At 67.5% G+C, this 25,409-nt stretch carries 30 protein-coding genes; 16 read left to right on the forward strand and 14 right to left on the reverse strand.

Annotated features, from left to right (window positions below; all coding sequences use genetic code 11):
• Positions 1-32 precede the first annotated feature (32 nt).
• Complete coding sequence (locus J2X34_RS20335) at positions 33-590, reverse strand: type II toxin-antitoxin system PemK/MazF family toxin (RefSeq protein WP_114719067.1); 558 nt, start codon at positions 588-590, stop codon at positions 33-35.
• A 310-nt stretch (positions 591-900) separates the two neighbouring features.
• Between J2X34_RS20335 and J2X34_RS20340 the strand changes: the two genes are divergently transcribed.
• The gene (locus J2X34_RS20340) at positions 901-1,407 is read left to right on the forward strand and encodes a PH domain-containing protein (RefSeq protein WP_429519432.1); all 507 of its coding nucleotides are present in this window, start codon (positions 901-903) and stop codon (positions 1,405-1,407) included.
• A 346-nt stretch (positions 1,408-1,753) separates the two neighbouring features.
• Here the strand turns inward: J2X34_RS20340 and J2X34_RS20345 are convergent, their stop codons facing one another.
• Entirely contained in the window at positions 1,754-2,044 is a 291-nt protein-coding gene (locus tag J2X34_RS20345) for a hypothetical protein (RefSeq protein WP_429519433.1), read from the reverse strand.
• 48 nt (positions 2,045-2,092) lie between these two features.
• Positions 2,093-2,470, reverse strand: coding sequence for a hypothetical protein (locus tag J2X34_RS20350; protein ID WP_429519435.1), 378 nt, complete (start codon positions 2,468-2,470; stop codon positions 2,093-2,095).
• On the opposite strand from J2X34_RS20350, the gene J2X34_RS20355 reads away from it, so the two are divergent.
• The 3 genes from J2X34_RS20355 to J2X34_RS20365 are packed head-to-tail and all read left to right on the forward strand — an operon-like array spanning position 2,361 to position 5,594.
• Positions 2,361-2,759: a tyrosine-type recombinase/integrase gene (locus J2X34_RS20355; RefSeq protein ID WP_114719070.1), complete on the forward strand. Its 399-nt coding sequence runs from the start codon at positions 2,361-2,363 to the stop codon at positions 2,757-2,759. The genes J2X34_RS20350 and J2X34_RS20355 overlap by 110 nt on opposite strands.
• 28 nt (positions 2,760-2,787) lie before the next feature.
• Complete coding sequence (gene lepA / locus J2X34_RS20360; protein ID WP_114719071.1) at positions 2,788-4,650, forward strand: translation elongation factor 4; 1,863 nt, start codon at positions 2,788-2,790, stop codon at positions 4,648-4,650.
• Between the two features lie 11 nt (positions 4,651-4,661).
• Complete coding sequence (locus J2X34_RS20365; protein WP_429519438.1) at positions 4,662-5,594, forward strand: NAD(P)H-dependent flavin oxidoreductase; 933 nt, start codon at positions 4,662-4,664, stop codon at positions 5,592-5,594.
• Positions 5,595-5,604: 10 nt separating this feature from the next.
• Here the strand turns inward: J2X34_RS20365 and J2X34_RS20370 are convergent, their stop codons facing one another.
• Both J2X34_RS20370 and J2X34_RS20375 read right to left on the reverse strand, forming a co-directional pair.
• Positions 5,605-5,979 (reverse strand): VOC family protein, encoded by a 375-nt coding sequence (locus tag J2X34_RS20370; protein WP_114719073.1) that lies wholly within the window; start codon positions 5,977-5,979, stop codon positions 5,605-5,607.
• Positions 5,980-6,028: 49 nt separating this feature from the next.
• Entirely contained in the window at positions 6,029-7,999 is a 1,971-nt protein-coding gene (locus tag J2X34_RS20375) for a glycoside hydrolase family 15 protein (RefSeq protein ID WP_114719388.1), read from the reverse strand.
• 129 nt (positions 8,000-8,128) lie between these two features.
• Between J2X34_RS20375 and J2X34_RS20380 the strand changes: the two genes are divergently transcribed.
• From J2X34_RS20380 to J2X34_RS20415, 8 genes are all read left to right on the forward strand, one after another.
• Positions 8,129-8,218, forward strand: coding sequence for an Ms4533A family Cys-rich leader peptide (locus J2X34_RS20380; protein WP_368077022.1), 90 nt, complete (start codon positions 8,129-8,131; stop codon positions 8,216-8,218).
• Positions 8,219-8,467: 249 nt separating this feature from the next.
• Positions 8,468-9,499 (forward strand): sulfate ABC transporter substrate-binding protein, encoded by a 1,032-nt coding sequence (locus J2X34_RS20385; protein WP_114719074.1) that lies wholly within the window; start codon positions 8,468-8,470, stop codon positions 9,497-9,499.
• A gap of 92 nt (positions 9,500-9,591) precedes the next feature.
• Entirely contained in the window at positions 9,592-9,816 is a 225-nt protein-coding gene (locus J2X34_RS20390) for a hypothetical protein (RefSeq protein ID WP_114719075.1), read from the forward strand.
• A 140-nt stretch (positions 9,817-9,956) separates the two neighbouring features.
• Positions 9,957-10,046, forward strand: coding sequence for an Ms4533A family Cys-rich leader peptide (locus tag J2X34_RS20395; RefSeq protein ID WP_397484315.1), 90 nt, complete (start codon positions 9,957-9,959; stop codon positions 10,044-10,046).
• 200 nt (positions 10,047-10,246) lie between these two features.
• The gene (locus J2X34_RS20400) at positions 10,247-11,278 is read left to right on the forward strand and encodes a sulfate ABC transporter substrate-binding protein (RefSeq protein ID WP_114719077.1); all 1,032 of its coding nucleotides are present in this window, start codon (positions 10,247-10,249) and stop codon (positions 11,276-11,278) included.
• Entirely contained in the window at positions 11,278-12,162 is an 885-nt protein-coding gene (gene cysT / locus J2X34_RS20405) for a sulfate ABC transporter permease subunit CysT (RefSeq protein WP_397484317.1), read from the forward strand. The genes J2X34_RS20400 and cysT overlap by 1 nt, the downstream gene beginning before the upstream one ends.
• Positions 12,159-12,965 carry a sulfate ABC transporter permease subunit CysW gene (gene cysW, locus J2X34_RS20410; protein ID WP_429519442.1) on the forward strand — a complete coding sequence of 269 codons (807 nt, stop codon included), beginning with the start codon at positions 12,159-12,161 and terminating at the stop codon, positions 12,963-12,965. Before cysT ends, cysW begins: the two co-directional genes overlap by 4 nt.
• Positions 12,962-13,909 carry a sulfate/molybdate ABC transporter ATP-binding protein gene (locus tag J2X34_RS20415; RefSeq protein WP_114719080.1) on the forward strand — a complete coding sequence of 316 codons (948 nt, stop codon included), beginning with the start codon at positions 12,962-12,964 and terminating at the stop codon, positions 13,907-13,909. The genes cysW and J2X34_RS20415 overlap by 4 nt, the downstream gene beginning before the upstream one ends.
• A 61-nt stretch (positions 13,910-13,970) precedes the next feature.
• On the opposite strand, the gene J2X34_RS20420 is transcribed toward J2X34_RS20415, so the two are convergent.
• Together J2X34_RS20420 and J2X34_RS20425 are read right to left on the reverse strand one after the other, a co-directional pair.
• Positions 13,971-15,284: a serine hydrolase domain-containing protein gene (locus J2X34_RS20420; RefSeq protein WP_114719081.1), complete on the reverse strand. Its 1,314-nt coding sequence runs from the start codon at positions 15,282-15,284 to the stop codon at positions 13,971-13,973.
• Positions 15,285-15,350: 66 nt separating this feature from the next.
• Positions 15,351-15,866, reverse strand: a complete 516-nt coding sequence (locus J2X34_RS20425; RefSeq protein ID WP_114719082.1) for a flavin reductase family protein — start codon at positions 15,864-15,866, stop codon at positions 15,351-15,353.
• 122 nt (positions 15,867-15,988) lie between these two features.
• Between J2X34_RS20425 and J2X34_RS20430 the strand changes: the two genes are divergently transcribed.
• Positions 15,989-16,240 (forward strand): hypothetical protein, encoded by a 252-nt coding sequence (locus tag J2X34_RS20430; RefSeq protein ID WP_254622571.1) that lies wholly within the window; start codon positions 15,989-15,991, stop codon positions 16,238-16,240.
• A gap of 85 nt (positions 16,241-16,325) precedes the next feature.
• Positions 16,326-16,598 (forward strand): hypothetical protein, encoded by a 273-nt coding sequence (locus J2X34_RS20435; RefSeq protein ID WP_429519445.1) that lies wholly within the window; start codon positions 16,326-16,328, stop codon positions 16,596-16,598.
• Positions 16,599-16,636: 38 nt separating this feature from the next.
• Here J2X34_RS20435 and J2X34_RS20440 read toward each other — a convergent pair whose 3' ends face one another.
• From J2X34_RS20440 to J2X34_RS20465, 6 genes are all read right to left on the reverse strand, one after another.
• Positions 16,637-17,389: a sirohydrochlorin chelatase gene (locus J2X34_RS20440; protein WP_429519467.1), complete on the reverse strand. Its 753-nt coding sequence runs from the start codon at positions 17,387-17,389 to the stop codon at positions 16,637-16,639.
• A gap of 28 nt (positions 17,390-17,417) precedes the next feature.
• On the reverse strand, positions 17,418-18,713 hold the full coding sequence (locus J2X34_RS20445) for a sulfate adenylyltransferase subunit 1 (protein WP_114719084.1): 1,296 nt from the start codon (positions 18,711-18,713) through the stop codon (positions 17,418-17,420).
• Positions 18,714-18,715: 2 nt separating this feature from the next.
• Positions 18,716-19,657: a sulfate adenylyltransferase subunit CysD gene (cysD, locus tag J2X34_RS20450; protein ID WP_114719085.1), complete on the reverse strand. Its 942-nt coding sequence runs from the start codon at positions 19,655-19,657 to the stop codon at positions 18,716-18,718.
• Complete coding sequence (locus J2X34_RS20455) at positions 19,654-20,397, reverse strand: phosphoadenylyl-sulfate reductase (RefSeq protein ID WP_114719086.1); 744 nt, start codon at positions 20,395-20,397, stop codon at positions 19,654-19,656. Before J2X34_RS20455 ends, cysD begins: the two co-directional genes overlap by 4 nt.
• Entirely contained in the window at positions 20,394-22,109 is a 1,716-nt protein-coding gene (locus J2X34_RS20460) for a nitrite/sulfite reductase (protein WP_114719087.1), read from the reverse strand. The genes J2X34_RS20455 and J2X34_RS20460 overlap by 4 nt, the downstream gene beginning before the upstream one ends.
• 169 nt (positions 22,110-22,278) lie before the next feature.
• Complete coding sequence (locus tag J2X34_RS20465) at positions 22,279-22,377, reverse strand: Ms4527A family Cys-rich leader peptide (RefSeq protein WP_397484320.1); 99 nt, start codon at positions 22,375-22,377, stop codon at positions 22,279-22,281.
• Positions 22,378-22,497: 120 nt separating this feature from the next.
• Here J2X34_RS20465 and hemW point away from each other — a divergent pair, with 120 nt between their 5' ends.
• Positions 22,498-23,706, forward strand: coding sequence for a radical SAM family heme chaperone HemW (hemW, locus tag J2X34_RS20470; protein WP_258557639.1), 1,209 nt, complete (start codon positions 22,498-22,500; stop codon positions 23,704-23,706).
• Between the two features lie 18 nt (positions 23,707-23,724).
• Here hemW and J2X34_RS20475 read toward each other — a convergent pair whose 3' ends face one another.
• Positions 23,725-24,036, reverse strand: a complete 312-nt coding sequence (locus J2X34_RS20475; protein WP_031938276.1) for a type II toxin-antitoxin system VapB family antitoxin — start codon at positions 24,034-24,036, stop codon at positions 23,725-23,727.
• Positions 24,037-24,277: 241 nt separating this feature from the next.
• On the opposite strand from J2X34_RS20475, the gene hrcA reads away from it, so the two are divergent.
• Complete coding sequence (gene hrcA / locus J2X34_RS20480; RefSeq protein ID WP_114719393.1) at positions 24,278-25,321, forward strand: heat-inducible transcriptional repressor HrcA; 1,044 nt, start codon at positions 24,278-24,280, stop codon at positions 25,319-25,321.
• Positions 25,322-25,409: the final 88 nt, after the last annotated feature.

Here is a 25,409-nt window from a genome sequence, read left to right on the forward strand (position 1 = left end):
CGGCGGACCCTTCCTTTCGTTTGTTCGAGAACTCAGCTCCAGCTGTAGTCCGACCGCAGGCGCGCGGCGATCGCCTCGAAGCGGGGGCGATCGAGAATGGCGCCCTCGCGACGGATGCCCGCCTCCGGGACGTCCAGGACGCGATCGAGGCGAACCCAGCTGGGGCGGTGCTCCGAATCCCACGTGCCGGTGCCCAGGGCCAACCAGTTGCGGTCGTCGTCCCGCTCGCGGTTCGACGACAGCATCAACCCCAGCAATGTGTGGCCGTCCCGCCCGACGACGAGGACCGGACGGTCCTTGCCCTGACGCGGGTCCTCTTCGTAAGCGACCCACGTCCAGACGACCTCGCCCGGATCGGCCTGCCCGTCGAGGCTGGGGGAGTATTCGATCCGGCGGGCGCGGTGCGCGGTGGGCGCCGAGGAGTGTGCGACGGGGCGGCCGGGCTTGACCCCCGGGTGTCCGGATCCACTGATCGCCTCGGTCGCGCGTTTGACGGTCCCGGAGTTCTGTAATTGCTTCAGCAGCTTCGGGCCCTGCGCGACGGCGAAGTCTCCCAGCTTTCTGCCGATGCTGCCCCACGTGCTCGCCATGGTGCCCGAGCTTAGTTGTGTCCGGTGCCGCCGACCGTGCACCGAGAAATCGGCGTTGCGTGTGATTGGACCATCCTTGTGCCGTGACAGTGGCCCGCCAACGGGCCGGTACCAGTCCAGGTAAGGGGCCCGGAAATCAGCAGCTTCGCCGACAAGACGTTCACGGATCCCGCGAAGATCCGGAACTCCTGCATCATCGCGCACATCGTGCACGGCGAGTCCCACCACCTGGGCTGATCGCATTACTGCAGGTCAAGCTGTTTTATAGGTTCGGTTGAGTCGGCTGAACCTGCCCGCTTTCGACGCTGGTGTGGGACCAGTGAAGATGGGCCGGTTCTTCGGATTCCAGGAGGCCTCAGCCCTCACTCCGTGCGTCCACACCGATGAGCGCGTCGTCGAGCCCGCCCAGGGCGTCTATGGCGGCAAGCAGGGCATGCTCGTCCTGACCACGCAGCGCCTGTTCTTCTTCGACAAGTCGCTCCTCGGCGCGCAGGTTGAAGAGTTCGAGTTCTCAGCCATCGGGTCACTGGGTCACGCGAAGAAGATGGGCGGCGAGGTCATCAGCATCTCGATTTCGGGCCGTTCGGCAGAGATCAAGCAGGTTGCGCACGGCCGCGCTGAGACGTTCATCCAGGCGTTCAGGAAGGTGAAGGTCGATGCGTCGGCTCCGTCAGCTCCCGCCCCGATCGTGATGCAGGCCGCCGCGGCGCCGGATATTGCCGACCAGATCAAGAAGCTCGCGGAGCTGCCGGATATGGGCGTGCTCGGTGAGGACGAGTTCGCGACGAAGAAGGCGGAGCTGCTGGCTCGGATGTGATTGTCGGACCCGGCGCGTAGGTTGCGCGATGTGGACGGAGGGAAGCTGGCGGCAGCCGTCCCGGGCGCCTCACCCCCCCTTTGAGTGGGGCGCCCAGCCATACCTTCGGGAGGCTGTCAATTTGCCGATTTCACCTATACCCTCCCGACACCACAACGTGACACAGCCAGCACAAGCGGCTAGTTTTTCGGCATCCGGCAGAATTTGCCGTACAGCCACTATCACTTGAAGGAGTTAGCTATGGGTTCGTTCTCCGAGTTCACGCTGGTCGAAAACATTGCCGGCATTGTCAGCTGGGCTTTCGGAGGTCTCGTTATCCTCGGCATCGCCGGTGCACTGAGCGCCGCTAGCTGACCGGCACGCGAAACCGTTCCTGTGAACGCAGAAATGGCCCCCACTCCTCGGGTGAGGGTGGGGGCCATTGGCATGCCAGTGGTTCGAGTGCATCGACGGCTTCCTGTTCCGCCATCCGGCGTTCGGTGAAGGCGACGTGTTCGAGCGCCATTTTCTGTGCGAACCGTTGCAGGTGCACAGCCTGGTCGGCGCAGGTGTCGGGATCGTGTCCACCGAGGCTGTAGCCGGCGACTCGGTATGCGCGGGGCATGCGTTCGTCGGGTAGTTCGAAGGTGATTTGCATGGTGCTCCTATGGCTGGGTTGCGATGACGATGTCGGTGCCGCCGATCTTCACGACCAGTTCGCGTGGGTTGACTTCGCGCCAGATCCAATGGCCGTGCCATTCTGGCCGCCAGACGTTGCGGCATTCCGCCCAAGAGCCACGCCGAACCCGCCACTGGCGGTGGTGCTGAAGCCGAAAGCGGTGTCGTAGGTTCCGGTCGCTTTTGCCGTATATCCGACAGCAGTGGCATTGTCTGCCGCCTGAGCAGAGCAGCCGACTGCTGCCGCGGTGGCTCCCGCAGATGAGTTGAGTCGAATCGCGACAGAGCCGTTCCCTATGACGGGAACAGTCACCGTTGCCCCGGAGCCAATCACCACATGGCCCGTTCCTGACGGGGACGTCATTGCCGCGTTGCGTCCGATCGCGATCGAACCATCACTTCCCATCAGGCCCAGGATCTGCCTTCTCCGTCAACGCGTCATCGTGCGCCGGGACTGCGGTCTGCCTGACGGGAAGAGCTTCCACGACCTCCGGCACCTCTTCGCGTCGACGCTGATTTTCGCGGGTGCGTCGGTCCCGATGGTGGCTCAGTATTTAGGACATAAGTCGCCAGCTGTCACACTGGACGTCTATGCGCACCTGTGGCCGGGAGATGATGAACGGGCACGGGACGCGGTGGATATGGTTCTGGTGCGGGACCAGTGCGGGACAGGCAACCGGACCGGGTCGATGTAGGTGCGCGAGTGAGACGAGGGAATAGGGCTTGACCAGCAACTTCGCAGAGAAAACATTCACGGATCCCGCGAAGATCCGGAACTTCTGCATCATCGCGCACATCGACCACGGCAAGTCGACGCTGGCGGACCGGATGCTGCAGCTGACCGGGGTCGTCGAGGAGCGCGCGATGCGCGCCCAGTACCTGGACCGCATGGATATCGAGCGTGAGCGCGGCATCACGATCAAGGCGCAGAACGTGCGGCTGCCATGGACGGTCGAGAACGAGGACGGCACGACCGAAGAGATCGTCCTGCACCTCATCGACACGCCGGGCCACGTCGACTTCACCTACGAGGTCTCTCGCGCGCTCGAGGCGTGTGAGGGTGCGGTGCTGCTCGTCGATGCCGCCCAGGGCATCGAGGCGCAGACTCTGGCCAACCTGTACCTGGCGATGGAGAAGGACCTCACCATCATCCCGGTGCTCAACAAGATCGACCTGCCGGCCGCCGATCCCGACCGGTACGCCGCGGAGATCGCGCACATCGTCGGCTGTGAACCCGAGGACGTGCTGCGGGTCTCCGGCAAGACCGGTGTCGGTGTGAAGGAACTGCTCGACGAGGTCGTCAAGCAGGTGCCCGCCCCGGTCGGCGACGCGGACGGTCCGGCGCGCGCGATGATCTTCGACTCCGTGTACGACGCGTACCGCGGCGTCGTCACCTACGTGCGTGTGGTGGACGGCAAGATCCGTCCCCGCGAGAAGATCACGATGATGTCGACCGGCACCACGCACGAACTGCTCGAGGTGGGAATCATCTCGCCCGAGCCCAAGGCCACCGTCGGCCTGGGCGTCGGGGAGGTCGGCTATCTGATCACCGGTGTGAAGGACGTGCGGCAGTCGAGGGTCGGCGACACGGTCACCACCTTCCGCAACGGCGCGTCCGAGCCGTTGACCGGTTACCGCGACCCCAAGCCGATGGTCTACTCGGGCCTGTACCCGATGGACGGTTCCGACTACCCGGTGCTGCGTGACGCGCTCGACAAGCTGCGGCTCAACGACGCGGCGCTCGCCTACGAGCCGGAAACCTCGGTGGCCCTCGGTTTCGGCTTCCGTTGTGGGTTCCTCGGCCTGCTGCACATGGAGATCACCCGGGACCGACTCGAGCGCGAGTTCGGCCTCGACCTCATCTCCACCGCGCCGAACGTGGTCTACCGAGTCGTGATGGAGGACGGCGCCGAGCACGAGGTGACCAACCCGTCGTACTGGCCGGAGGGCAAGGTGCGCGAGGTGTACGAGCCGATGGCCAAGTGCACCGTGATCGCGCCGAGCGAGTACACCGGCGCGATCATGGAGCTGTGTCAGTCCCGACGCGGTGAGCTCGGTGGCATGGACTACCTCTCGGAGACCCGCGTCGAGCTGCGCTACACGCTGCCGATGGGCGAGATCATGTTCGACTTCTTCGACGCCCTCAAGTCGCGGACCAAGGGCTACGCGAGCCTCGACTACGAGGAGTCGGGTGAGCAGCAGGCGGCGCTGGTGAAGGTGGACATCCTGCTGCAGGGCGAGACCGTCGACGCGTTCAGCGCGATCGTGCACAAGGACGCCGCGTTCGCCTACGGCAACAAGATGACCACCAAGCTGCGCGAGCTGATCCCGCGTCAGCAGTTCGAGGTGCCGATCCAGGCCGCGATCGGCTCGAAGATCATTGCGCGCGAGAACATTCGCGCGATCCGCAAGGACGTGCTCGCGAAGTGCTACGGCGGCGACATCAGCCGTAAGCGCAAGCTGCTCGAGAAGCAGAAGGAGGGCAAGAAGCGGATGAAGACCATCGGTCGCGTCGAGGTCCCGCAGGAAGCCTTCGTCGCGGCGCTGTCGAACGAGTCGGTGGCGGACAAGCCCAAGGGCAAGTAGGAGGGGACGCGATGATCGGCACCTGGTTGACCCGTGAGCTCGGGCTGGAGGTGCCGATCTTCGGTGCCCCGATGGGCGGACGGGCCGGCGGCGAACTGGCCGGTCAGGTCACTCGGGCGGGCGGGCTGGGGCTGCTCGGTGCGGCGCGCTATTCGACGCCGGAGTGGATCGCGGCGGAGTCGGCGGTCGCCCGCGAGATCGGTGGCGGGCCACTCGGCATCGGCCTCATGACGTGGTCGCTCGACGCCGACGCCTCGCTGCTCGAGGCGGCGCTCGCCGAGAAGCCGCGTGTCGTGTCGCTGTCGTTCGGTGATCCGGCACCCTACGTCGACCGGGTGCACGCAGCCGGCGCATTGGCGGTCTCGCAGGTCAACACCGTCGAGGATCTCCGTGTGGTGGAGCGGGCGGGCGTCGACCTCGTGATCGCGCAGGGCGGCGAGGCCGGCGGGCATACCGGACGGATCGGCACGCTGCCGCTGCTGCAGGAGGTACTCGACGCCACGAGCCTGCCCGTGCTCGCGGCCGGCGGCATCGGCACCGGCCGCGGCCTGGCGGCGGTGATCGCCGCAGGTGCGGTGGGCGCGATGATCGGCACCGCTCTGCTCGCGAGCCCCGAGACGATCGGCCCGGAGTATGCGCGGCGGAAGCTGATCGAGGCCGGCAGCGCCGACACCGTCTACACGTCGATCTTCGACCAGGCCCGCGATCAGCCGTGGCCGGCCCGCTGGGGTGGTCGCGCGCTGTCCAACGACTACACCGCGAAGTGGCACGCGAAGGGTGCGGACAACGAAACCCTCGCCGCCGCTTACGATCCGGCGGACAGCAATCAGGGTGTTGTGTACGCGGGGGAGGCGGCCGGGCTCGTGACGTCGGAACGACCGGCGGGCGATGTGGTGCGCGCGATCGCGGCCGACGCGGAGAGTCTGCTCCGCCGGACGTTCTGAGTCGGCGCAGCTACTCCGGGCGGTGGCAGACCGCCTCGACGTTGTTGCCGTCGGGGTCGCGCACGAATGCGCCGTAGTAGTCCGGGTGGTACTCCGGCCAGATACGCGGCTTGTGCAGCACCTCCGCCCCTGACTCGACCGCCGCGGCGAAGAACGCGTCGACCGCGGCGCGAGACTCGGCCACGAACGCGATGTGCGACTCGCGGAACCCGGCGTCGGCGGGTACCCGCGGGCTGATCCAGAAGTCTGGATGCGGCGGGACGCCGTACCCGATGACGGGTCCGTACTCCTTGATTCGAACACCGCCGAGCGGAGCGAGCACCGCGTCGTAGAAGGCTGCACCGGCTGCGGGGTCGGCACATTGGATTCCGAGGTGATCCAGCATGCGTCGATCGTCACACAGGCCACCGACATTCGCGGCCGTTCCGCAACGATCACGAAGGGCCGTGCGCGGGCTGGAACGTCCCGGTGTGGCCGGTTTCCTCGGCGCGGATGACGTGGACGACGGCATTGATGAGGGCCAGGTGGGTGAACGCCTGCGGGAAGTTGCCCAGGTGTCGGCCACTCTTGGGGTCGATCTCCTCGCCGTAGAGCTTGAGCGGGCTCGCGAACGAAAGCAGCCGTTCACACAGGTCCCTGGCCCGCTGCACCTCCCCGATCTCGACGAGCGCGGACACGAGCAGGAACGAGCAGATCGTGAACGTGCCCTCCTTGCCGGACAGGCCGTCGTCGGTGGACTCGACGCGGTAGCGGAGCACGAGTCCGTCCTCGGTGAGTTCGTCCGCGATCGCCAGGACCGTCGCCCGGATCCGGGGATCGTCGGCGGGCAGGAACCGCAGCAGTGGTGCCAGCAGCAGTGAGGCGTCGAGGGACGGGTGCCCGTAGCGCTGCGTGAATACCCCGCGTTCGTCGACGCCGTGCTCGAGGATGTCGGCCTTGACTTCGTCGGCGATCTCGGACCACCGCGCCGCGTAGGCCTTCTCGCCGTGCAGGTTGGCGAGCTTGACGCCGCGGTCGAGCGCCACCCAGCACATGATCTTCGACGATGTGAAGTGCTGCGGCTCGCCGCGCACCTCCCAGATCCCGCGGTCCGGCTCACGCCAGTGTTCGATGACCTCCTGGACCTGCCGCTCGAGCAGCGGCCACAACGTCTCGGGGACCTGGTCGCGGGACCGGACGTGCAGGTACACCGAGTCGAGCAGGGTTCCCCAGATGTCGTGCTGGTTCTGGTTGTAGGCGTCGTTGCCGATCCGCACGGGCAGGGCCCCGTCGTACCCCTTCAGGTGACTGAGCTCCTCTTCGACGAGGGTGTGCTCGCCGCCGACCCCGTACATCACCTGCAGTGGGGCCGGATCGCCGTCGTCCGACTGCGCAGCGTCGAAGATGAACGAGAAGAAGTCGTTGGCTTCACGATCGAGCCCGAGGGTGTAGAGGCCCCAGAGCGCGAACGTCGAATCCCGCACCCATGCGTACCGGTAGTCCCAGTTACGTTCGCCACCGGGGGTTTCCGGCAGTGACGTGGTGGGTGCGGCGAGCAGGGCGCCGGTCGGTGCGTAGGTCAGGCCCTTGAGAGTCAGTGCGCTGCTCTGCAGGTGGCTCCGCCACGGATGGTCGGGGAAACGCCCGATCGTCACCCATTGTCTCCAGCACTCGGTGGTCTGCCACATCTTGTCGGCGGCTTCCTCGAAGGTCTGCGGGGCCGTCGGCTCCGACCACGACAAGGCCACGAACGCGTTGTCGCCCTCCACCATGCGGGTGCGCGCGCGGGCCTCGCGCCCCTCGAGTCCGAGCCGCAGATTCGACGTCAGCCGCAGCGTCGGCTGCTCGCCCGGGGCGGCGGTGCGGCACGTGGCGGTGGCCTCCTCGTACACGTTTCCGGTGTACTCCCAGTGCGCCGGGGCGCGGTGGTAGTCGAACGCCGGCTCACAACTCATCTCCAACTCGACGGTGCCGCTCACGCACTTGACGGTCCGCAACAGGATGTGTTCGGCGTCCCAGTCCGACGGTGTCCGACGGCGCGTGGGGGAGCGCTGTTCGTTGGCGTGCCACGGGCCCATCACGAGTGCGTCACGCACGATCAGCCAGCCGGTCTGGGTCTGCCACGTGGTCTCGAGGATCAGCCCACCCGGCAGGTAGCGCCGCGCAGACGGCACGTTCTGGCCGTACGGTCCGATCTGGAAGTGTCCGGCGCTACGGTCGAGGATCGCGCCGAACACACTGGGGGAGTCGGGGCGCGGGACGCACATCCACTCGACCGCGCCGTTGCGTGCGACCAGGCAGTTCGTCTCGCAGTCGGAGAGGAAGGCGTAGTCGTCGATCGGCGGGAAGACGCTGCGACGCCTCGGTGCGACCTCGTCGGAATCTCTGATCGGCGTGGTCACGGACTGCTCGGCCTGCGACGTCATCCCCTCATCATCGACCCGTGCGTCGGTCAGCGTCCACAGTTCGGCGGAGGTCTCCGGCAGGGTTGTTCGGGTTCTTCGGCATCGTTCCGACTGTTCGATTACGGACGGACGTCTGCTATCGTCGGCGACGTGTCTGCTGCCGCCGCTCACCGCATCCGCCATGAACTGGCGTTGATTGCCGTCGGCGGGCTTGCAGTTGCGGATATTCACTGTTGCTGATGCGGGTCTCGGCGTTCGCTTGCGCGTAGATCCGGTCTCGACCGCACCTCTGTCGTAACCCCAGTTCCCCGCCGGCCGCGGGGAACTTCCCGTGCGCGGCTCGTGCCGAACGCCGTCAACTCCAGGACATCTGTCCGAGTTCCGACTTCAGTGTTCCGTTTTCCGTTCCGCTCTTCTCGACCCGGCATGTGCCGGGTCGGTTCTCGTACGGCATCCACAGCACCTGTGAGCCTGGTAGGAAGGCAATCCATGAGGCACCGTTCCCGTTCGTTCCTGACCGCACTCGCCGCGATCGGCGCAGTCGCGCTGACCGCGTGCGGCGGCGGCTCGAGTGACGTCGTCGGTGGCGCCGATACCGGCGCCGACGGCAGCGGCGGCACGATCAATTTGTTCGCATACGCGGTTCCCAAGCCGGGATTCGACAAGGTCACCGCCGCATTTGCCGAGACCGAGGAGGGCAAGGGGGTGCGATTCAACCCGTCCTACGGGGCCTCGGGTGACCAGTCGCGGAAGGTCAAGGACGGCGCGCAGGCCGACTTCGTGAACTTCTCGGTCGAACCCGACATCACTCGCCTCGTCGATGCCGGCCTCGTCGACGAGGACTGGAACAACGACGCCTACAAGGGGATTCCGTTCGGGTCGGTCGTGACGATCGTCGTCCGTGAGGGCAACCCGAAGAACATCCAGGACTGGGACGACCTGCTCCGGCCCGGTATCGAGGTCGTGACCCCGAACCCGTTCAGCTCCGGCTCGGCGAAGTGGAATCTGTTGGCCCCCTATGCCGCGAAGAGCGACGGTGGCAAGAACCCGCAGGCCGGTCTCGACTACCTCGGCAAGCTGGTCGGCGAGCACGTCAAGGTGCAGCCGAAGTCCGGCCGCGAGGCCACCGAGACGTTCCTGCAGGGGACCGGTGACGTGCTGCTCAGCTACGAGAACGAGGCGCTCTTCACCGAACGGAACGGTGATCCGGTCGAGCACGTGACCCCGCCGACCACCTTCAAGATCGAGAACCCGGTGGCGGTGATCTCGAACAGTCCGAACATTGCCCAGGCGACCGCATTCCGTGACTACCTGTACACGTCGGAGGCACAGAAGCTGTGGGCGGAGGCCGGTTTCCGGCCTGTCGATCCGGCTGTCGCGAAGGAGTTCGCGGCCGACTTCCCGCAGCCGCAGCAGTTGTGGACCATCGCGGACCTCGGCGGCTGGTCCGCCGTCGACGCGGAACTCTTCAAGCAGGGGACGGGCAGTATCGCCGTCATCTACGAGAACGCGACGAAGTAGGGACCGCGCGGGTTCCCGTGCCGCCGGTGACCGAACATGGCGACTGATGCGCCGTGTTCGGTCACCGTTTCGTCAGCGGCTAGGGTGGTCGGGTGGATCAACTCGCGAACTGGTGGGACGGCGCCGAACTGTGGGTCGCCGGCCTGCCGTTCATCCCCCAGGTCGTCCTGGTGATCGCGGTGATGATTCCTGCCTGCTTCGGGATCGCCTGGGCGCTCGACCGCGTGCTGTCCGCGCTGTTTGCGGCGGTCGGTCGCCCCGATCCGGCCGATTCCGACGTCCGGGTGGACGCACACACGAAGGTGGAGGGTTCCTGATGCCGCGCTCACGCGTGACCTTGGCGCTGATCGCGCTGATCGTCCTGGTCGTCATCGCCTGGTACTTCACCCGCTGACCGTCCGTGCCGGCGGATCGCGCCATTCGGACGTCGGTTCCGTGCTCTGCTAAAGTCTGCCGCGTGTCTGTAGTCGTCGCGCACCAGGTCCGCCATGAACTGGCGTTGATCGCTGTCGGCCGACTCGCAGTCGCCGACATCGACTGTTGTTGATTCCTGTCTCGGTGTTCGCTCTGTCGTGACACGCGCGTTCGATCCGAACGCGCTCTCTCCTCCCGTTCCGCTCAAGCGGTGACGTGCACCGCGAACACCTCCCCGCATCCAGGCCTCATTCGAACCGACCGACCGTCCGGTCGGGGGTCTTCGGCGCGAGCTCTTCTGCATCTGCCGGCACTGTAGGAAGGTAAATCCGTATGAAGCATCGGTCCCGCTCGTTCCTGACTGCGCTCGTCGCGGTCGGAGCAGTCGCTCTTGCCGGGTGTAGCGGCGGCTCGAGCGATGTCATGGGCGGAGTCGACGTCGGTGCGGACGGCAGCGGCGGCACGATCAACATGTTCGCCTACGGAGTCCCGAAGCCCGGCTACGACAAGGTGACCGCCGCGTTCGCCCAGACCGGCGAGGGCGCGGGGGTGCGGTTCAACCCGTCGTACGGGGCGTCCGGCGACCAGTCGCGGAAGGTGAAGGACGGTGCCCAGGCGGACCTCGTCAGCTTCTCCGTCGAGCCGGAGATCACGCGCCTCGTCGAGGAGGGGCTGGTCGACGACAGCTGGAACAAGGACACCTACGGCGGTGTCCCGTTCGGGTCCGTGGTGACGCTCGTCGTCCGCGAGGGCAATCCGAAGAACATCGGCGACTGGGACGACCTGCTCCGGCCGGGCGTCGAGGTCGTGACCCCGAACCCGTTCAGCTCCGGGTCGGCGAAGTGGAACCTGCTGGCTCCCTATGCGGCCGCGAGCGACGGCGGGCGGAATCCGAAGGCCGGTCTCGACTATCTCGGCAAGCTGATCGGTGAGCACGTGAAGGTGCAGCCGAAGTCCGGCCGCGAGGCGACCGAGATGTTCCTGCAGGGGACCGGTGACGTGCTGCTCAGCTACGAGAACGAGGCGCTGTTCACCGAACGCAAGGGTGATCCGGTGGAGCACGTGACCCCGCCGGTGACCTTCAAGGTCGAGAACCCGGTGGCGGTGGTCTCGACCGGTCGGAACGCATCCACCGCGGTCACGTTCCGTGATTTCCTGTATACCCCCGCGGCGCAACGGCAGTGGGCGGAGGCCGGCTTCCGGCCCGTCGACCCGGCCGTCATGGCCGAGTACGCCGCCGACTTCCCGGAACCGCAGCAGCTGTGGACCGTCGCCGACCTCGGTGGCTGGGACACCGTCGACAAGGATCTGTTCGAGCAGGACTCGGGCCGGATCGCCGCTATCTACGAGAACGCGACGAAGTGATGACGACAGTGACGACTCAGGCGCCACAGCCGACCGTGCCGGCCGCACCACCGCGGAAACCGAAGGGACGCTTCCGGCGCCGGTTCGCCGTCACCGGCGCGGTCGGTCCGTTGGGGATCGGGATCGCGGCGTTGTGGCTCAGCATCATCGTGTTGCTGCCCCTGGCGGCGCTGACAGTGACATCGTTCGAGGACGGGTGGTCCGGGTTCTGGGACGCGGTCACCGCGCCCGGCGCCCTGGCGGCGCTCCGTGTGACGATCGTGGTGTCGGTGATCGTTGCCCTGATCAACGTGGTGATGGGCACGATGATCGCGTGGGTGCTGGTGCGGGACGAGTTCCCGGGCAAGCGGATCGTGGGGTCGCTGATCGATCTTCCGTTCGCGTTGCCGACCATCGTCGCCAGCATCGTGCTGCTGTCGCTGTACGGGCCGCAGAGCCCGATCGACGTGCATCTCAATGCGACTCAGCCCGGCCTGATCGTGGCGCTCGCGTTCGTCACCCTGCCGTTCGTGGTCCGGTCGGTGCAGCCGGTGCTGATGGAGGCCGACCGCGAGGTGGAGCAGGCCGCGGCATCGCTCGGCGCGAACAACTGGACGATCTTCCGTCGAGTGGTGCTGCCGACGCTCGCACCCGCGATCATCAGTGGCGCCGGGCTCGCCTTCGCCCGCGCGATCGGCGAGTACGGCTCGGTGGTGCTGATCGGCGGCAACATCCCGCGCGAGACCCAGGTGGCCTCGCAGTACATCCAGCAGCAGATCGAGATCGACCGTCCCGTCAGTGCGGCGGCGGTGTCGGTGACCCTGCTGGCAATCGCCTTCGCGACGTTGTTCGTGCTGCGTATCTTCGCCGCGCGCAACCAGCGCCGAGAGGAGCAGGCGCAGTGAAGATCTCACCCTGGGCGCGGATAAGCCTGCGCACCATCGTCCTCGGCTACCTGTTCGTACTCCTGATCGTGCCGATCGGCGTGATCCTGTACCGCACCTTCGAGCACGGATTCGTCGCCTTCTACCACGCGATCAGCACCCCGGCCGCGATCTCGGCGCTCAACCTGTCGCTGCTGATCGTCGCGATCGTGGTGCCGATCAACGTCATCTTCGGCATCGTCACCGCGCTGGCCCTCGTGCGGGGTCGTTTTCCCGGCCGCGGGCTGCTCCAGTCCGTCGTCGACCTTCCGTTCGCGGTGTCGCCGATCGTTGTCGGCGTCTCGCTGATCCTGCTGTGGGGTGCGAACGGGTGGTTCGGCGGCGTCGAGTCGCTCGGCTTCAAGGTGATCTTCGGGTTGCCCGGCATGGTGATCGCCACGATCTTCGTGACCCTGCCGTTCGTGGTGCGCGAGGTGGAACCCGTGCTGCACGAGATCGGGGACGAGCAGGAGCAGGCCGCGGCCACGCTCGGGGCGTCCAAGTGGCAGACGTTCTCCCGGATCACCCTTCCGGCGATCCGCTGGGGCCTGACGTACGGCATCGTCCTCACCGTCGCCCGCGCTCTCGGCGAGTTCGGTGCCGTCATCATGGTCTCGTCGGGCATTCCCGGCCAGTCGCAGACCCTGACCCTGCTCGTGCACTCCCGTTACATCGATGACCACAACACCTTCGGGGCCTACGCCGCGGCGACACTGCTGATGTCGATCGCTGTGGTGACCCTCCTGCTGATGACTCTGCTCGACCGTAAGAGGAGCACGACATGATTACCGTGACCGGGGCACGCAAGAACTACGGCGATTTCGCCGCGCTCGACGACGTCACCCTCGACATCCCGTCGGGCTCGCTCACGGCGCTGCTCGGGCCCAGCGGTTCGGGCAAGTCGACGCTGCTGCGGTCCATCGCCGGCCTCGAGCAGCCCGACTCGGGCACCATCACGATCGCCGGGAAGGACGTCACCGGGGTACCGCCGCAGAAGCGCGACATCGGCTTCGTGTTCCAGCACTACGCGGCGTTCAAGCACATGACGGTGCGCGACAACGTCGCGTTCGGCCTCAAGATCCGCAAGCGTCCCAAGGCCGAGATCGCCAAGAAGGTCGACGACCTGCTCGCGATCGTCGGACTCGACGGTTTCCAGCACCGCTACCCGGCGCAGCTGTCCGGTGGTCAGCGTCAGCGCATGGCGCTGGCCCGCGCCCTCGCCGTGGACCCGCAGGTGCTGCTGCTCGACGAGCCGTTCGGCGCGCTCGACGCCAAGGTGCGCGACGACCTGCGCACGTGGCTGCGGCGCCTGCACGACGAGGTGCACGTGACCACGGTCCTGGTCACCCACGACCAGGAGGAGGCGCTCGACGTCGCCGACCGGATCGCGGTCCTCAACAAGGGGCGGATCGAGCAGGTCGGTACCCCACAGGAGCTGTACGACACCCCGGCCAACGACTTCGTGATGTCGTTCCTCGGGCCCGTGGCGCGGCTCAACGGGCAGCTGGTGCGCCCGCACGATCTGCGGCTCGAGCGCACCCAGATCCCGCAGTCGTTCGCGGCCACAGTCTCCCGCGTCGTGCACCTCGGGTTCGAGGTGCGGGTGGAGTTGCAGCCCAAGACCGGCGCGCAGGAACTCTCGGCCCAGATCACCCGCAGCGACGCCGAGATGCTCGGCTTGCGGGAGGGCGAGACGGTGTACGTCCGGCCCACAGACATCACCGGGTAGCGCGGGAAGAACGAAGGCCCGGTCCCGCACGGGGCCGGGCCTTCGTGTATCCGGTACCGGTTCAGGAGCCGAGGGAACCGAAGGACAGTGATCCGCTGCTGCTTCCCCCCGACAGCGGGCCGGCGGGAGCCAGTTCACGCATCAGCTCGAGTGCGGCGAGATCGGTCGTCGGGTTCTCCTGGCCGTCGGGAAGCACGTTCTTACCGTTCGCGAGCACGGTCACGCCCCAACCCTCGGAGGGCAGGAGGTAGGTGGCGCTGGTGCTGCCGTTCGAGGCGCCGTCCTTGAACGCGTAGGGATACGCGATGCCCTTCTGTGCCGGGTACAGCTGCCAGGCCATGCCCATCTGCATGGTCGGATCGGATTGCGGTGCAACGCCCGGAACGGGACGGAGCATCGACTGCAGCACCGGAACGAGCGGGCTGTCGCCGAAGCCGAGGGTCGCGGCGGTCCATTTCGCCATGTCGGACACGGTGCTGATCAGTCCACCGCCGCCTGCGAGGGCGCCGGTGTTGTTCCAGAGGTCCGCTTTGGCTCCATTCCTGTACGGCTGGGCCAGGTCCGGTGTTCGTGTCTCGAGGACGGTCGACGTCATGCCGAGGGGCCCGGTCAGCTCACGCTCGACGACGTCGGCGAACCGAGGCTCGGGACGGCCCGGTTCGAAGGCGTCCGCCATGAGGGTGCCGAGCGCGCCGAACCCGAAATCCGAGTAGAGCCACGTCGAGCCTGGGGGATTCGCGAGTGCGCCGGGGGCCTCGAGCCCCTCCCACAGGAGGGTCCGGTTGTACAGGGCCTTCGCGTCCACACATTTGGGGTCGTCGCCCGGGCAGCCCGCATGCAGATTGCCCGGATCGTCGGTGAGTCCGGACCGGTGGGTGACGAGATCCCCGAGCGTGATGGCAGATCCGTCCATCGTCGGGAACGTGACGTTCTGCTCGTAGTCCTGGGCGGGGTCGTCGAGCTCCGCAAGGCCCCGATAGATCCTCTTCGCGAGCAGTGCACCCGTGAACGTCTTGGTCTCCGATGCGATCTCGAACTGCGTCTGCGGGCTGACCTTGCGTTTGTTCTCCTTGTCCGCCAACCCGAAGTAATAGGTCGTGGTGATCGACTCGCCCGGCTGGTGTGGGTCGGGCTTGACGATCGCGATCGACATGCCCGGTGCGCTGTGGTCGACGACCGCGGCCGCGGCGCGCATGACCGTCTGGAGTTCCCAGGGGTCACCGATCGCGGATCCCGGATTCGGGAGCACCGGAGTTGCTGCGGATGCCGGCGCGGTGGCGGTGGTGAGTGCGAGTGATGCTGTGGCGGCGAGGGCGAACGCCGTGGCGCCGACCCGTCGGCGGGCTCGGCGGGCTCGGCGGAGAGTTCGCTGCATGGCCACGAGAATAAAGCTGCGGTAAAGATTTTCGCGCGACTATCGACGAGTCGAACGAGCGAATGATCAGGGGAGTGCCGTCCACGGACTCACGCAGTGGTAGCTCCGGTCCTGGTATACCAGTGGCGCCCCGAGGTGCTCGGGTGCGTAGATGTCCTCCACGGCGGCGGTCAGAACGGTCGCCGGGCCGGCATGCACGCTCGACAGGGGCGTGCAGCGCAGGACGTGCCCGGTTCCGTGGATCATGGGTTCACCGGTCTCGAGCTGCGACCAGGACATCTCGGGGCCGAAGCGTCGGGTCCCGGGTGTGGCGAACAGCCGTGCCAGGGCGACGTTCTCGGCGGTCAGGAGGTGCACCAGGAAGCTGGCGGCGGATCCGACGACGGCGGCCGAGCCCCGATCGGACTGCAGCGAGAACCCGAGGATCGGCGGGTCCACCGCGACGGACGACACCGACGACGACGTCAGTCCGACAGGCCCGTCGTGGCCCTGCGCGGTGATGATCGCGACACCGGCGGGGTGGCCGCGGAACGCCCGGCGGAAGTCGCCGTTGAGCTGAGAAATCGGGGTGGCGGTCGTCAACGCGAGGTCCTTCGTCGGGGCGTCAGGGGGTCGTCCTCGACGCTAGAACCTGAAGTTCACTCGAGGTAAAGCGGTTGTGCCGAACGCCACGGCCGTCGGTCCGGGCACCTACGATCCCTCGTATGACGACGATCCGTCACCTCCGCAAGGCCGCGATGGCGATGCCCGAGGTGTCCGAGCCCGGCAGCGGTGACCTGCCTCCCGCGATCGGTCGGCCCGCAACCAGGGCGCTCGCCGGTGCGGGACTGTCGTCACTCGAGGACGTTGCCCGGCACACCGAATCCGAACTGCTTGCGATGCACGGCGTGGGCCCGAAGGCGATCCGGATCCTCGGTGAGGCGTTGGGTGATCGCGGGATGGCCTTTCGAACGTGATTCAGCGGGACGGGGCGAACAGCTCGCCCGGCTGAGCAGAAGGGAGAATGGTGCGCAATCGCCGGTGTGAACCAGGAGACTTTCGATGGCTGACTACTTCTATCCCGCCCTCACGATGAACATCTTGGTTGTTCTCTCGGCGTGGTGCCTGGCGAAGCCGACTCGGCCCGCCGCCACAGCACTGGTTTCCGTTGCGGTCGTGTGGGTGTTCGCCAACGGCCCGTTGGAGGGCGGTGTCCTGTGGAGCCTGAGCCCGGAACACGGTCTGACGGTCTCCGATCTCCTGTCGGTGGCAGCAGTGGCGATTGCGGTCAGCGCATGGCGACGGACACACAACGCCCGACCTGTTCCGGGATAAGCCTCATCACCTGAGCCGCAACGAGTACCGAGGAACCGTCAAGCGGACCGTTCGATCCGGGCGTCCACGGCGAGCGCCGCGTCGTATCGATCGAGCGCGACATCCGCGAGATGCGGGTGTGCACCGATGGTGTCGGCGAACAGCGCGTCGGGAGCGGCCGACAGCGCGGCGGCGCCGACGCGATCGGTCAGTCGGCCCGGTGCGAGGAACCACGGGGCGATCACGATGCGCTCGACCCCTCGCGAGCGCAGCAGGGAGATTGCCTGACCGACGGTGGGCTCCGCGGAGGTCGCGAAACAGGTGACAGCGCCGGCCCACCGCGTACCCTCCGCGAGGACCGCGGCCAGCCTACGGGTGTCGTCGTTCGCGGCGGTGTGTGACGATCCGACCGCCGCGAGCACGACCCCGGTGTCGGCGTCGTCGGCGGTGGCGCCGGCCGTGGTGATCCGGTCGCGCACCGCGTCGATCAGTCGGCGGTCGTGCCCCAGGACGCCCGACTGCAGCACGGTCAGCTGCGGATGCCGGGCCCGGGCAGCGGCGAGGATTCCGGGCAGATCCACCCGTGCATGGAATGCGCTGCCGAGCAGCAACGGGACGGCGACGGCCGTCGAATGTCCCTCTGCAGCAACCGCATCGACCACCTGATCGACCGACGGCGCGTTCAGGTCCAGGAAGCACAGCCGTACGTCGAGTTCCGGCCGCCGGGCGCGGATCGCCGCCACGGCAGCCGAGACCACCCGAGCGGATCGGGGGTCACGGCTGCCGTGGGCGACAGCGATCATTGGCGGCACCGCCGCCGTGATCAGCCGCGTCACGGTCTCAGACCCGCTCACCGAGTTCGACGGCCGCGATCGCATCGCCGACGAGTCCGGCGGCGAGGGTGTTGCCGCCGGCCGGGTCGATCAGCAGGAAGCAGCCGGTGTGGCGGTTGACGGTGTAGTCGTCCGCCACGATCGGCTCCGCGACGCGCACCGTGATCTTGCCGATCTCGTTGAGCTCGAGGGTTTCCGGGCTCAGCTCGGACGTCAGCTCCTGGTCGTCGAGGCGCTCGACGAGGGCCCCGACGATGGCCTGCGTGGTGCGGGTGCCGTGCTTGAGCAGCAGACGCGCACCCGGCCGCAGCGGCTTCTCGGCCAGCCAGCACACGGTGGCGTCGAACGTGTCGATCGGCTCGGGGGCGGAGATCGGCGAGGCGATGGTATCGCCACGCGAGACGTCCACGTCGTCGGCGAGCACCAGCGTCACACTGCGTCCCGCATGCGCGGAGTCGAGTTCGCCGTCGGCGGTATCGATCCGGGCGACCGTCGTCCGGGTTCCGGACGGCAGGATCACCACCTCGTCGCCGGGGGCGACGGACCCCGCCGCGACCTGTCCGGCGTAGCCGCGGTAGTCCGGGAACTCGGCGGTGCGCGGACGGATCACGTACTGCACCGGGAAGCGCAGGCCCACAGCGTGCTTGCCTTCATTGTCGCTGTCCACCGGCACCGACTCCAGATGCTCGATCAGCGTCGGCCCGTCGTAGTACGGCGTCTTCTCCGACCGCACCGCGACATTGTCGCCGTGCAGCGCGGACACCGGGATCTCCAGGACGTCCTCGGCGGCCCAGCCGAGCGAACCGGTCAGGGACCGGAACTCGGCGGAGATGTCGGCGAAGACCTGCGCCGGATCCTCCACGAGGTCGATCTTGTTGACCGCCAACACCAGACGCGGCACACCGAGCAGTGCCAGCACCGCGGCATGCTTGCGGGTCTGCGAGATGACACCCTTGCGCGCGTCGACCAGCAGGATCACCAACTGTGCGGTGGACGCGCCCGAGACGGTGTTACGGGTGTACTGCACGTGCCCGGGGGTGTCGGCGAGCACGAACGACCGGCGCGGGGTCGCGAAGTAGCGGTACGCGACGTCGATCGTGATGCCCTGCTCGCGTTCGGCGCGCAGGCCGTCGACGAGCAGCGACAGGTCGGGAGTGGACAGGCCCTTGTCGACCGACGCGCGGGTGACGGCGTCGATCTGATCGGCCAGAACGGATTTGGTGTCGTACAGCAGCCGGCCCACGAGAGTGGACTTGCCGTCGTCGACACTGCCGGCCGTAGCCAGGCGCAACAGGTCGCTCATGATCAGAAGTAGCCCTCTCGCTTGCGGTCTTCCATGGCCGCTTCGGAAACTCGGTCGTCACCACGGGTGGCGCCGCGCTCGGTCAGTCGCGACGCGGCGACCTCGGCGAGGATCGCCTCGTTGTCGGCGGCGTCGGACAGGACCGCGCCGGTGGTCGAGCCGTCGCCGACGGTGCGGTAGCGCACCGAGATCGTCTGCAGCTCTTCGCCGTCGGCCGGTCCGCCCCACACGCCCGGCGTCATCCACATGCCGTCGCGCTGGTAGACCGGACGCTGGTGCGCGTAGTAGATGCTGGCCAGCTCGACGTTGTCGCGCGCGATGTAGCGCCAGATGTCGAGTTCGGTGAAGTTGCTGAGCGGGAACACGCGCACCTGCTCGCCGGGGGAGTGCCGGCCGTTGTACAGGTTCCACAGCTCGGGGCGCTGCTTCTTGGGATCCCACTGGCCGAACGCGTTGCGCAGCGAGAAGATCCGCTCCTTGGCGCGGGCCCGCTCCTCGTCGCGGCGGGCGCCGCCGAACACCGCGTCGAAGCGGTTCTCGGCGATCGCGTCCAGCAGCGGGACCGTCTGCAACGGGTTGCGGATGCCGTCGGGGCGTTCGGTGAGCCGGCCGTCGGCGAGATAGTCCTCGACCTTGGCCACGTGCAGGCGCAGGTTGTACTTCGCGACGACGTGGTCGCGGAAGTCGAGCACCTCCTGCAGGTTGTGCCCGGTGTCCACGTGCAGCAGCGCGAACGGCAGTGGCGCCGGCCAGAAGGCCTTGATCGCGAGGTGCAGCAGCACCGTCGAGTCCTTGCCGCCCGAGAACAGGATCACGGGGCGCTCGAACTCGCCGGCCACCTCACGGAAGATGTGGATGGCCTCGGACTCGAGGGCGTCGAGGGTGTCGAACTTGGTGCCGTCCAGCTGAAGCCGCGGCTCGGGGAGTGAGATGTCGATTGTCATGAGGCGTGCAACCCGCATTCTGTCTTGGCGGAACCGGCCCACCGACCGCTACGCGGATCGGCGCCGGGGAGAGGTTTCGCGGTGCACGGAGCGCACCCGATGGACGGATATCCCTCGTCGACGAGCGGATTCACCAGAATCGAGTGCTCGTCGATGTACGCCTGCATGTCGTCGTCCGACCACGCGGCGATGGGATTGATCTTCACCAGTCCGAAGGCCTCGTCGAAGGAGATCAGCGGGGCGTTCGCCCGGGTGGGGGACTCGACCCGGCGGATGCCGGTGACCCACGCCCGGTAGTTCTTCAGCGTCGCCTTCAGCGGCGCGACCTTGCGCAGCGCGCAGCAGCGATTGGGCTCGCGGGCAAACAGGTCCTTGCCCTCGGCCGCATCCTGCTCGGCGACGGAAGCCTCGGCCTGTGCGTTGATGACGTTGACGCCGTACACCTGCTCCACCGCGTCGCGCGTCCCGATGGTCTCCGCGAAGTGGTAGCCGGTCTCGAGAAACAGCACGTCCACGCCGGGATGCACTTGTGCCGCAAGGTGAACCAGCACACCGTCCTGCATGTTCGACGCCACGATGTAGCTGTTGCGGTACCCCGCCGCTTCGCTCGCCCCGGCCCCGAACGTGTCCTCGGTCCACTGCAGCAGTTCCCGAGCGGACGCGCCGTCCAGCTCCGCTGCGCCCTGCGCGGCAAGTGCCCGGAGCTCGTCCTGGGTTGCCGTGGTGATGTCGATCGTCAACGCAAATCCCCCTCGTCTGCTCGAACTGCCCACTGTGCGAAGCGTTCACCCTCGGTGCGGTGCTTCACGAAGTTGCGCACCACCCGGTCGATGTAGTCGCCGAGTTCGGTGCTGGTCACCTTGTGCTGGCGTAGCTTCCGGCCGAAGGCGCTGTCGAGGCCCAGGCTGCCGCCCAGATGGACCTGGAATCCCTCGATCTGGTTGCCCTCGCCGTCGTCGACCAGTTGGCCCTTGAACCCGATATCCGCGATCTGGGACCGGCCGCACGAGTTGGGGCAGCCGTTGATGTTGATCGTGATCGGGACGTCCAACTGGGCATTGATGTCCGCGAGCCGCTCCTCGAGTTCCGGCGCGAGCACCTGCGAGCGCTTGCGAGTCTCCACGAACGACAGCTTGCAGAATTCGATACCGCTGCAAGCCAGCAGGTTCCGACGCCAGTGCGACGGCCGGGCGTGCAGGCCGAGCGGCTGCAGTTCGGCGATCAGCTCCTCGACCTTGTCGTCGGGCACGTCGAGCACGATCAGCTTCTGGTACGGCGTGAAGCGGATGCGGTCGGAGCCGACCCCCTCGGCCGCGGCGGCGACCTTGGTCAGGATGGTGCCCGACACGCGGCCGGCGATGGGGGAGAACCCGATCGCGTTGAGGCCGTTGCGCAGCTTCTGGACGCCGATGTGGTCGATCGGGCGCTCCGGCTTCTCCGGCGCGGGGCCATCGATCAGCTTGCGCTTCAGGTACTCGGTTTCGAGTACCTCCCTGAACTTTTCGATGCCCCAGTCCTTGATCAGGAACTTCAGCCGCGCCTTCGCGCGCAGCCGGCGGTAGCCGTAGTCGCGGAAGACCGAGACCACCGCCTCCCACACGTCCGGGACCTCGTCGAGCGGCACCCACACGCCGACGCGCTGCGCCAGCATCGGATTCGTCGACAGGCCGCCGCCCACCCACAGGTCCAGGCCCGGACCGTGCTCGGGGTGGTTCACGCCCACGAACGCGACGTCGTTGATCTCGTGCACCACGTCCTGCTGCCCGGAGATCGCGGTCTTGAACTTGCGCGGCAGGTTCGAGTACTCGGGATCGCCGATGTAGCGGCGGACGATCTCGTCGATCGCCGGGGTCGGGTCGAGGATCTCGTCGAACGACTCGCCGGCCAGTGGGGATCCGAGCACGACGCGGGGGCAGTCGCCGCACGCTTCGGTGGTCTTGAGGCCGACGGCCTCGAGCCGCTGCCAGATCTCGGGGACGTTCTCGATCTCGATCCAGTGGTACTGGACGTTCTCGCGGTCCGAGAGGTCGGCGGTGTCGCGCCCGAACTCGGTCGAGAGTTCGCCGATCGTGCGCAACTGCGCGGCGGTGAGGGCGCCGGCGTCGCACCGTACCCGCATCATGAAGTACTTCGCCTCGAGCAGGTCGATGTTCTCGTCACCCGTGAAGGTGCCGTCGTAGCCCTCCTCGCGCTGCGTGTACAGGCCCCACCAACGCATGCGGCCGCGCAGGTCGGCCTTGTCGATGCTGTCGAAACCCTGCTTCGAGTAGATGTTCTCGATGCGCGCGCGGACGTTGAGCGGGTTGTCGTCCTTCTTGATCTGCTCGTTCGCGTTGAGCGGCTCGCGGTAGCCGAGGGCCCACTGGCCCTCGGAGGCGCGCTTCTTCGGGCGGGCGGCGCGAGCCGGCGCGGGCGGGCTCGCAGCGGATTCGGCGTCGGTGGTCGACGTCATGGGTGCTCCTGAATTTCGTGAATCTCACGGTGCACCGGTCGAAGACAGGGGAGGAGGGCTGTTTCCTCGCGGGGATCGTCCTCGGCCGGCCGGGATAAGCGGGCAGAAACGGGGAGACGAACACAGGCGAGCGTCGACTGCACTCAGGGCAGGGGGACGCCGGGCTGCTTTACACGCCGCAGGGCAGACAACAACAGCTACAGACACGCTTGAGGTCGACGTGGCGTCTGGCCACCAATCGCACCCCGGTATCTGTCATGGCGGCCATTCTGCCATGGGATTTGCCGTCTGCCGACCACTGGGGACATATTTCCCCCAAATTCTCGGGAAATGTCCCGATCTCGTGGGGGAACGTGGCGCCGATGACGGCGGCTGGGACACTGGAGACGTGAGTGGATCTGCTGCCTCGACCCCTGCCGTCGACTCGATACCCTTCGAGCTTCCCGACTCGGCCCTGGTGGGAGTGGGGACGCGTCCGTTCGGGATCTACGTCCACGTGCCGTTCTGCGCCACGCGGTGCGGCTACTGCGATTTCAACACCTACACCGCGGGGGAGCTGGGCACGTCCGCGTCCCCGCAGTCCTGGCTCGAGGCTCTGAAGCGGGAGTTGGCGCAGGCCGCCGACATCACGGGTGGGCCCGCGGTCGACACCGTCTTCGTGGGTGGGGGCACGCCCTCGCTGCTCGGTGCGGACGGTTTGGCGGAGGTTCTCGGGGCCGTGCGCGGCAGCTTCGGGCTGGCTCCCGGGGCGGAGGTCACCACCGAGTCGAATCCCGAGTCCACGTCACCCGAGTTCTTCGGCGCGCTGCGCGGCGCCGGCTACACGCGGATCTCGCTCGGGATGCAGTCCGCGGCACCGCACGTGCTCAAGGTCCTCGACCGCACCCACACGCCGGGGCGGGCCGTGGCCGCCGCGCGTGAGGCGCGCGCAGCCGGGTTCGACCACGTCAACCTGGATCTCATCTACGGCACGCCCGGAGAGGGCGACGCCGACCTGGACGCCTCGCTCGACGCGGTGCTCGGTGCCGGCGTCGACCACGTGTCCGCGTACGCGCTCATCGTCGAGGACGGCACCGCGCTGGCCCGCAAGGTCCGGCGCGGCGAGCTGCCTGCTCCCGACGACGACGTCCTCGCGTCCCGCTACGAGCGCATCGACGCGCGTCTCGCCGAGGCGGGCCTGCGCTGGTACGAGGTGTCGAACTGGGCGGCCGACGACGACGCCCGCTGCTTCCACAACCTGGGCTACTGGGACGGCGGCGACTGGTGGGGCGCCGGCCCCGGAGCGCACAGTCACATCGGCGGAGTGCGGTGGTGGAACGTCAAGCACCCCGCGCGGTACGCGGACCGCCTGTCCGCCGGGGAGCTGCCGGTCGGCGGCAGCGAGACCCTCAGTGCCGAGGACGTGCACGTGGAGCGGGTGATGCTCACCGTGCGGCTGCGGACCGGGTTGCCGCTGGCGGACCTGTCCGAGGGTGAGCGTGCGGCCGCCGAGCGGGTCGTCGCCGACGGACTCGCGACGATCGCCGACGACCACCTGATCCTCACCGACCGCGGTCGGCTGCTCGCCGACGCCGTGGTCCGGGACGTCCTCGACTGAACCGGAGGGGCGGGGGTATCAGTCGTCGGCGAGGGCGGCGTCGTAGTCGTAGACCCGGGCGTGCAGGACGACGCGATTGCGCAGCGCGGACCGGACCGCGTGGTGGACGCCGTCCTCGAGGTAGATGTTGCCCTCCCACAGCACCGCGTGCGGGAACAGGTCGCCGTAGAACGTGGAGTCCTCCGACAGCAGTCGATCGAGTTCCAGGACTCTCGTGGTGGTGACGATCTCGTCCAACCGCACCTGGCGCGGGGGGATCTGCGCCCAGTCCCGCAGCGTCAACCCGTGCTCCGGATACGGCTTGCCGTCCCTGACACCCTTGAAGATCATCGCTCTAGCCGCCTGAGTTCCTCGTGTGGACCGGATCACCAATGCCGGTCACCCCGACGGTCACCCTACGGCCTGCGACGGCTGTTCGGTTCGTACCGAATGCCCGGCGCGGCCTGCGGCATTCGGAATCGCCCCGGCCATTAGACTGGGTAGCGAGGTGGGCACGAAGCACGGCGGTGCCCGCGTACCGGGGGCCACCACGTCGGGTCCCGTTCTCGTGGCGAAGTGGAGGTGTGCAGCGGTGTCGAGTACGGATGAACGGAGATTCGAGGTTCTCCGGGCGATCGTCGCCGACTATGTCGCCACCCAGGAGCCCATCGGATCGAAGGCGCTGGTGGAACGCCACAACCTGGGCGTTTCCAGCGCGACGATCCGGAACGACATGGCGGTACTCGAGGCCGAGGGCTACATCACGCAGCCGCACACCAGCTCGGGCCGGGTGCCCACCGACAAGGGATACCGGCAGTTCGTCGACCGCATCGCCCAGGTCAAGCCGCTGTCGTCGGCCGAGCGGCGCGCCATCCTCGAGTTCCTCGAGTCCGGTGTGGACCTGGATGACGTCCTGCGTCGCGGTGTGCGATTGCTCGCACAACTCACCCGCCAGGTCGCCGTCGTGCAGTACCCGACGTTGTCGGCGTCGTCGGTGCGTCACCTCGAGGTGGTGGCGCTCACGCCGGCACGCCTGCTGCTGGTGCTGATCACCGACTCGGGGCGCGTCGACCAGCGGATCGTCGAGCTCGGTGACGTGATCGACGAGGAGGACCTGTCGCGGTTGCGGGCCCTGCTCGGCGGAGCGCTCGAAGGCAAGCGACTCGCGGCGGCGTCCATCGCGGTGTCCGAACTCGCGGAGGATGCGCCGGAGAACCTGCGTGACGCCGTGGTCCGGTCGGCGACCGTGCTGGTCGAGACGCTGGTGGAGCATCCCGAGGATCGGCTGGTCCTCGGCGGCACCGCCAACCTCACCCGCAATGCGGCCGACTTCACGATGCAGGCAGGATTGCCGGGGTCGCTGCGTTCGGTGCTCGAGGCGCTCGAAGAGCAGGTGGTGGTGCTCAAGCTGTTGGCCGCCACCCAGGATGCCGGTCGCGTGACCGTGCGGATCGGCGAGGAGACCCAGGTCGCGGAGATGCGCGGCACGTCGGTGGTCTCCACCGGTTACGGGGCCGCCGGCACCGTCCTCGGCGGTGTGGGGGTCCTCGGACCGACTCGGATGGACTATCCGGGAACAATTGCCTCGGTGGCTGCCGTTGCCAGGTACATCGGCGAGGTACTCGCCGAGCGATAGCGTGCGGCCGGGCACCCGCACCGGTCCCGGAACTTCCGGCACCGGAGCTGCTCACCGTGTGATGCGAACGAAGTAGAGAAGGACGAGA

Origin of the sequence: Rhodococcus sp. BE178, assembly GCF_050433545.1 — a bacterium.
In the GTDB taxonomy this organism is placed as follows: Bacteria; Actinomycetota; Actinomycetes; order Mycobacteriales; family Mycobacteriaceae; genus Prescottella.

Bases quoted from the DNA above. Each gene is read 5' to 3' on its own strand.
- J2X34_RS20335 (WP_114719067.1), bottom strand. From the start codon at position 590: ATGGCGAGCACGTGGGGCAGCATCGGCAGAAAGCTGGGAGACTTCGCC.
- J2X34_RS20345 (WP_429519433.1), bottom strand. From the start codon at position 2,044: ATGCAAATCACCTTCGAACTACCCGACGAACGCATGCCCCGCGCATAC.
- J2X34_RS20355 (WP_114719070.1), top strand. From the start codon at position 2,361: ATGACGGGAACAGTCACCGTTGCCCCGGAGCCAATCACCACATGGCCC.
- J2X34_RS20350 (WP_429519435.1), bottom strand. From the start codon at position 2,470: ATGGGAAGTGATGGTTCGATCGCGATCGGACGCAACGCGGCAATGACG.
- J2X34_RS20365 (WP_429519438.1), top strand. From the start codon at position 4,662: ATGATCGGCACCTGGTTGACCCGTGAGCTCGGGCTGGAGGTGCCGATC.
- J2X34_RS20370 (WP_114719073.1), bottom strand. From the start codon at position 5,979: ATGCTGGATCACCTCGGAATCCAATGTGCCGACCCCGCAGCCGGTGCA.
- J2X34_RS20375 (WP_114719388.1), bottom strand. From the start codon at position 7,999: ATGACGTCGCAGGCCGAGCAGTCCGTGACCACGCCGATCAGAGATTCC.
- J2X34_RS20385 (WP_114719074.1), top strand. From the start codon at position 8,468: ATGAGGCACCGTTCCCGTTCGTTCCTGACCGCACTCGCCGCGATCGGC.
- J2X34_RS20400 (WP_114719077.1), top strand. From the start codon at position 10,247: ATGAAGCATCGGTCCCGCTCGTTCCTGACTGCGCTCGTCGCGGTCGGA.
- cysT (WP_397484317.1), top strand. From the start codon at position 11,278: ATGACGACAGTGACGACTCAGGCGCCACAGCCGACCGTGCCGGCCGCA.
- J2X34_RS20415 (WP_114719080.1), top strand. From the start codon at position 12,962: ATGATTACCGTGACCGGGGCACGCAAGAACTACGGCGATTTCGCCGCG.
- J2X34_RS20420 (WP_114719081.1), bottom strand. From the start codon at position 15,284: ATGCAGCGAACTCTCCGCCGAGCCCGCCGAGCCCGCCGACGGGTCGGC.
- J2X34_RS20430 (WP_254622571.1), top strand. From the start codon at position 15,989: ATGACGACGATCCGTCACCTCCGCAAGGCCGCGATGGCGATGCCCGAG.
- J2X34_RS20435 (WP_429519445.1), top strand. From the start codon at position 16,326: ATGGCTGACTACTTCTATCCCGCCCTCACGATGAACATCTTGGTTGTT.
- J2X34_RS20445 (WP_114719084.1), bottom strand. From the start codon at position 18,713: ATGAGCGACCTGTTGCGCCTGGCTACGGCCGGCAGTGTCGACGACGGC.
- cysD (WP_114719085.1), bottom strand. From the start codon at position 19,657: ATGACAATCGACATCTCACTCCCCGAGCCGCGGCTTCAGCTGGACGGC.
- J2X34_RS20460 (WP_114719087.1), bottom strand. From the start codon at position 22,109: ATGACGTCGACCACCGACGCCGAATCCGCTGCGAGCCCGCCCGCGCCG.
- J2X34_RS20465 (WP_397484320.1), bottom strand. From the start codon at position 22,377: ATGGCCGCCATGACAGATACCGGGGTGCGATTGGTGGCCAGACGCCAC.
- J2X34_RS20475 (WP_031938276.1), bottom strand. From the start codon at position 24,036: ATGATCTTCAAGGGTGTCAGGGACGGCAAGCCGTATCCGGAGCACGGG.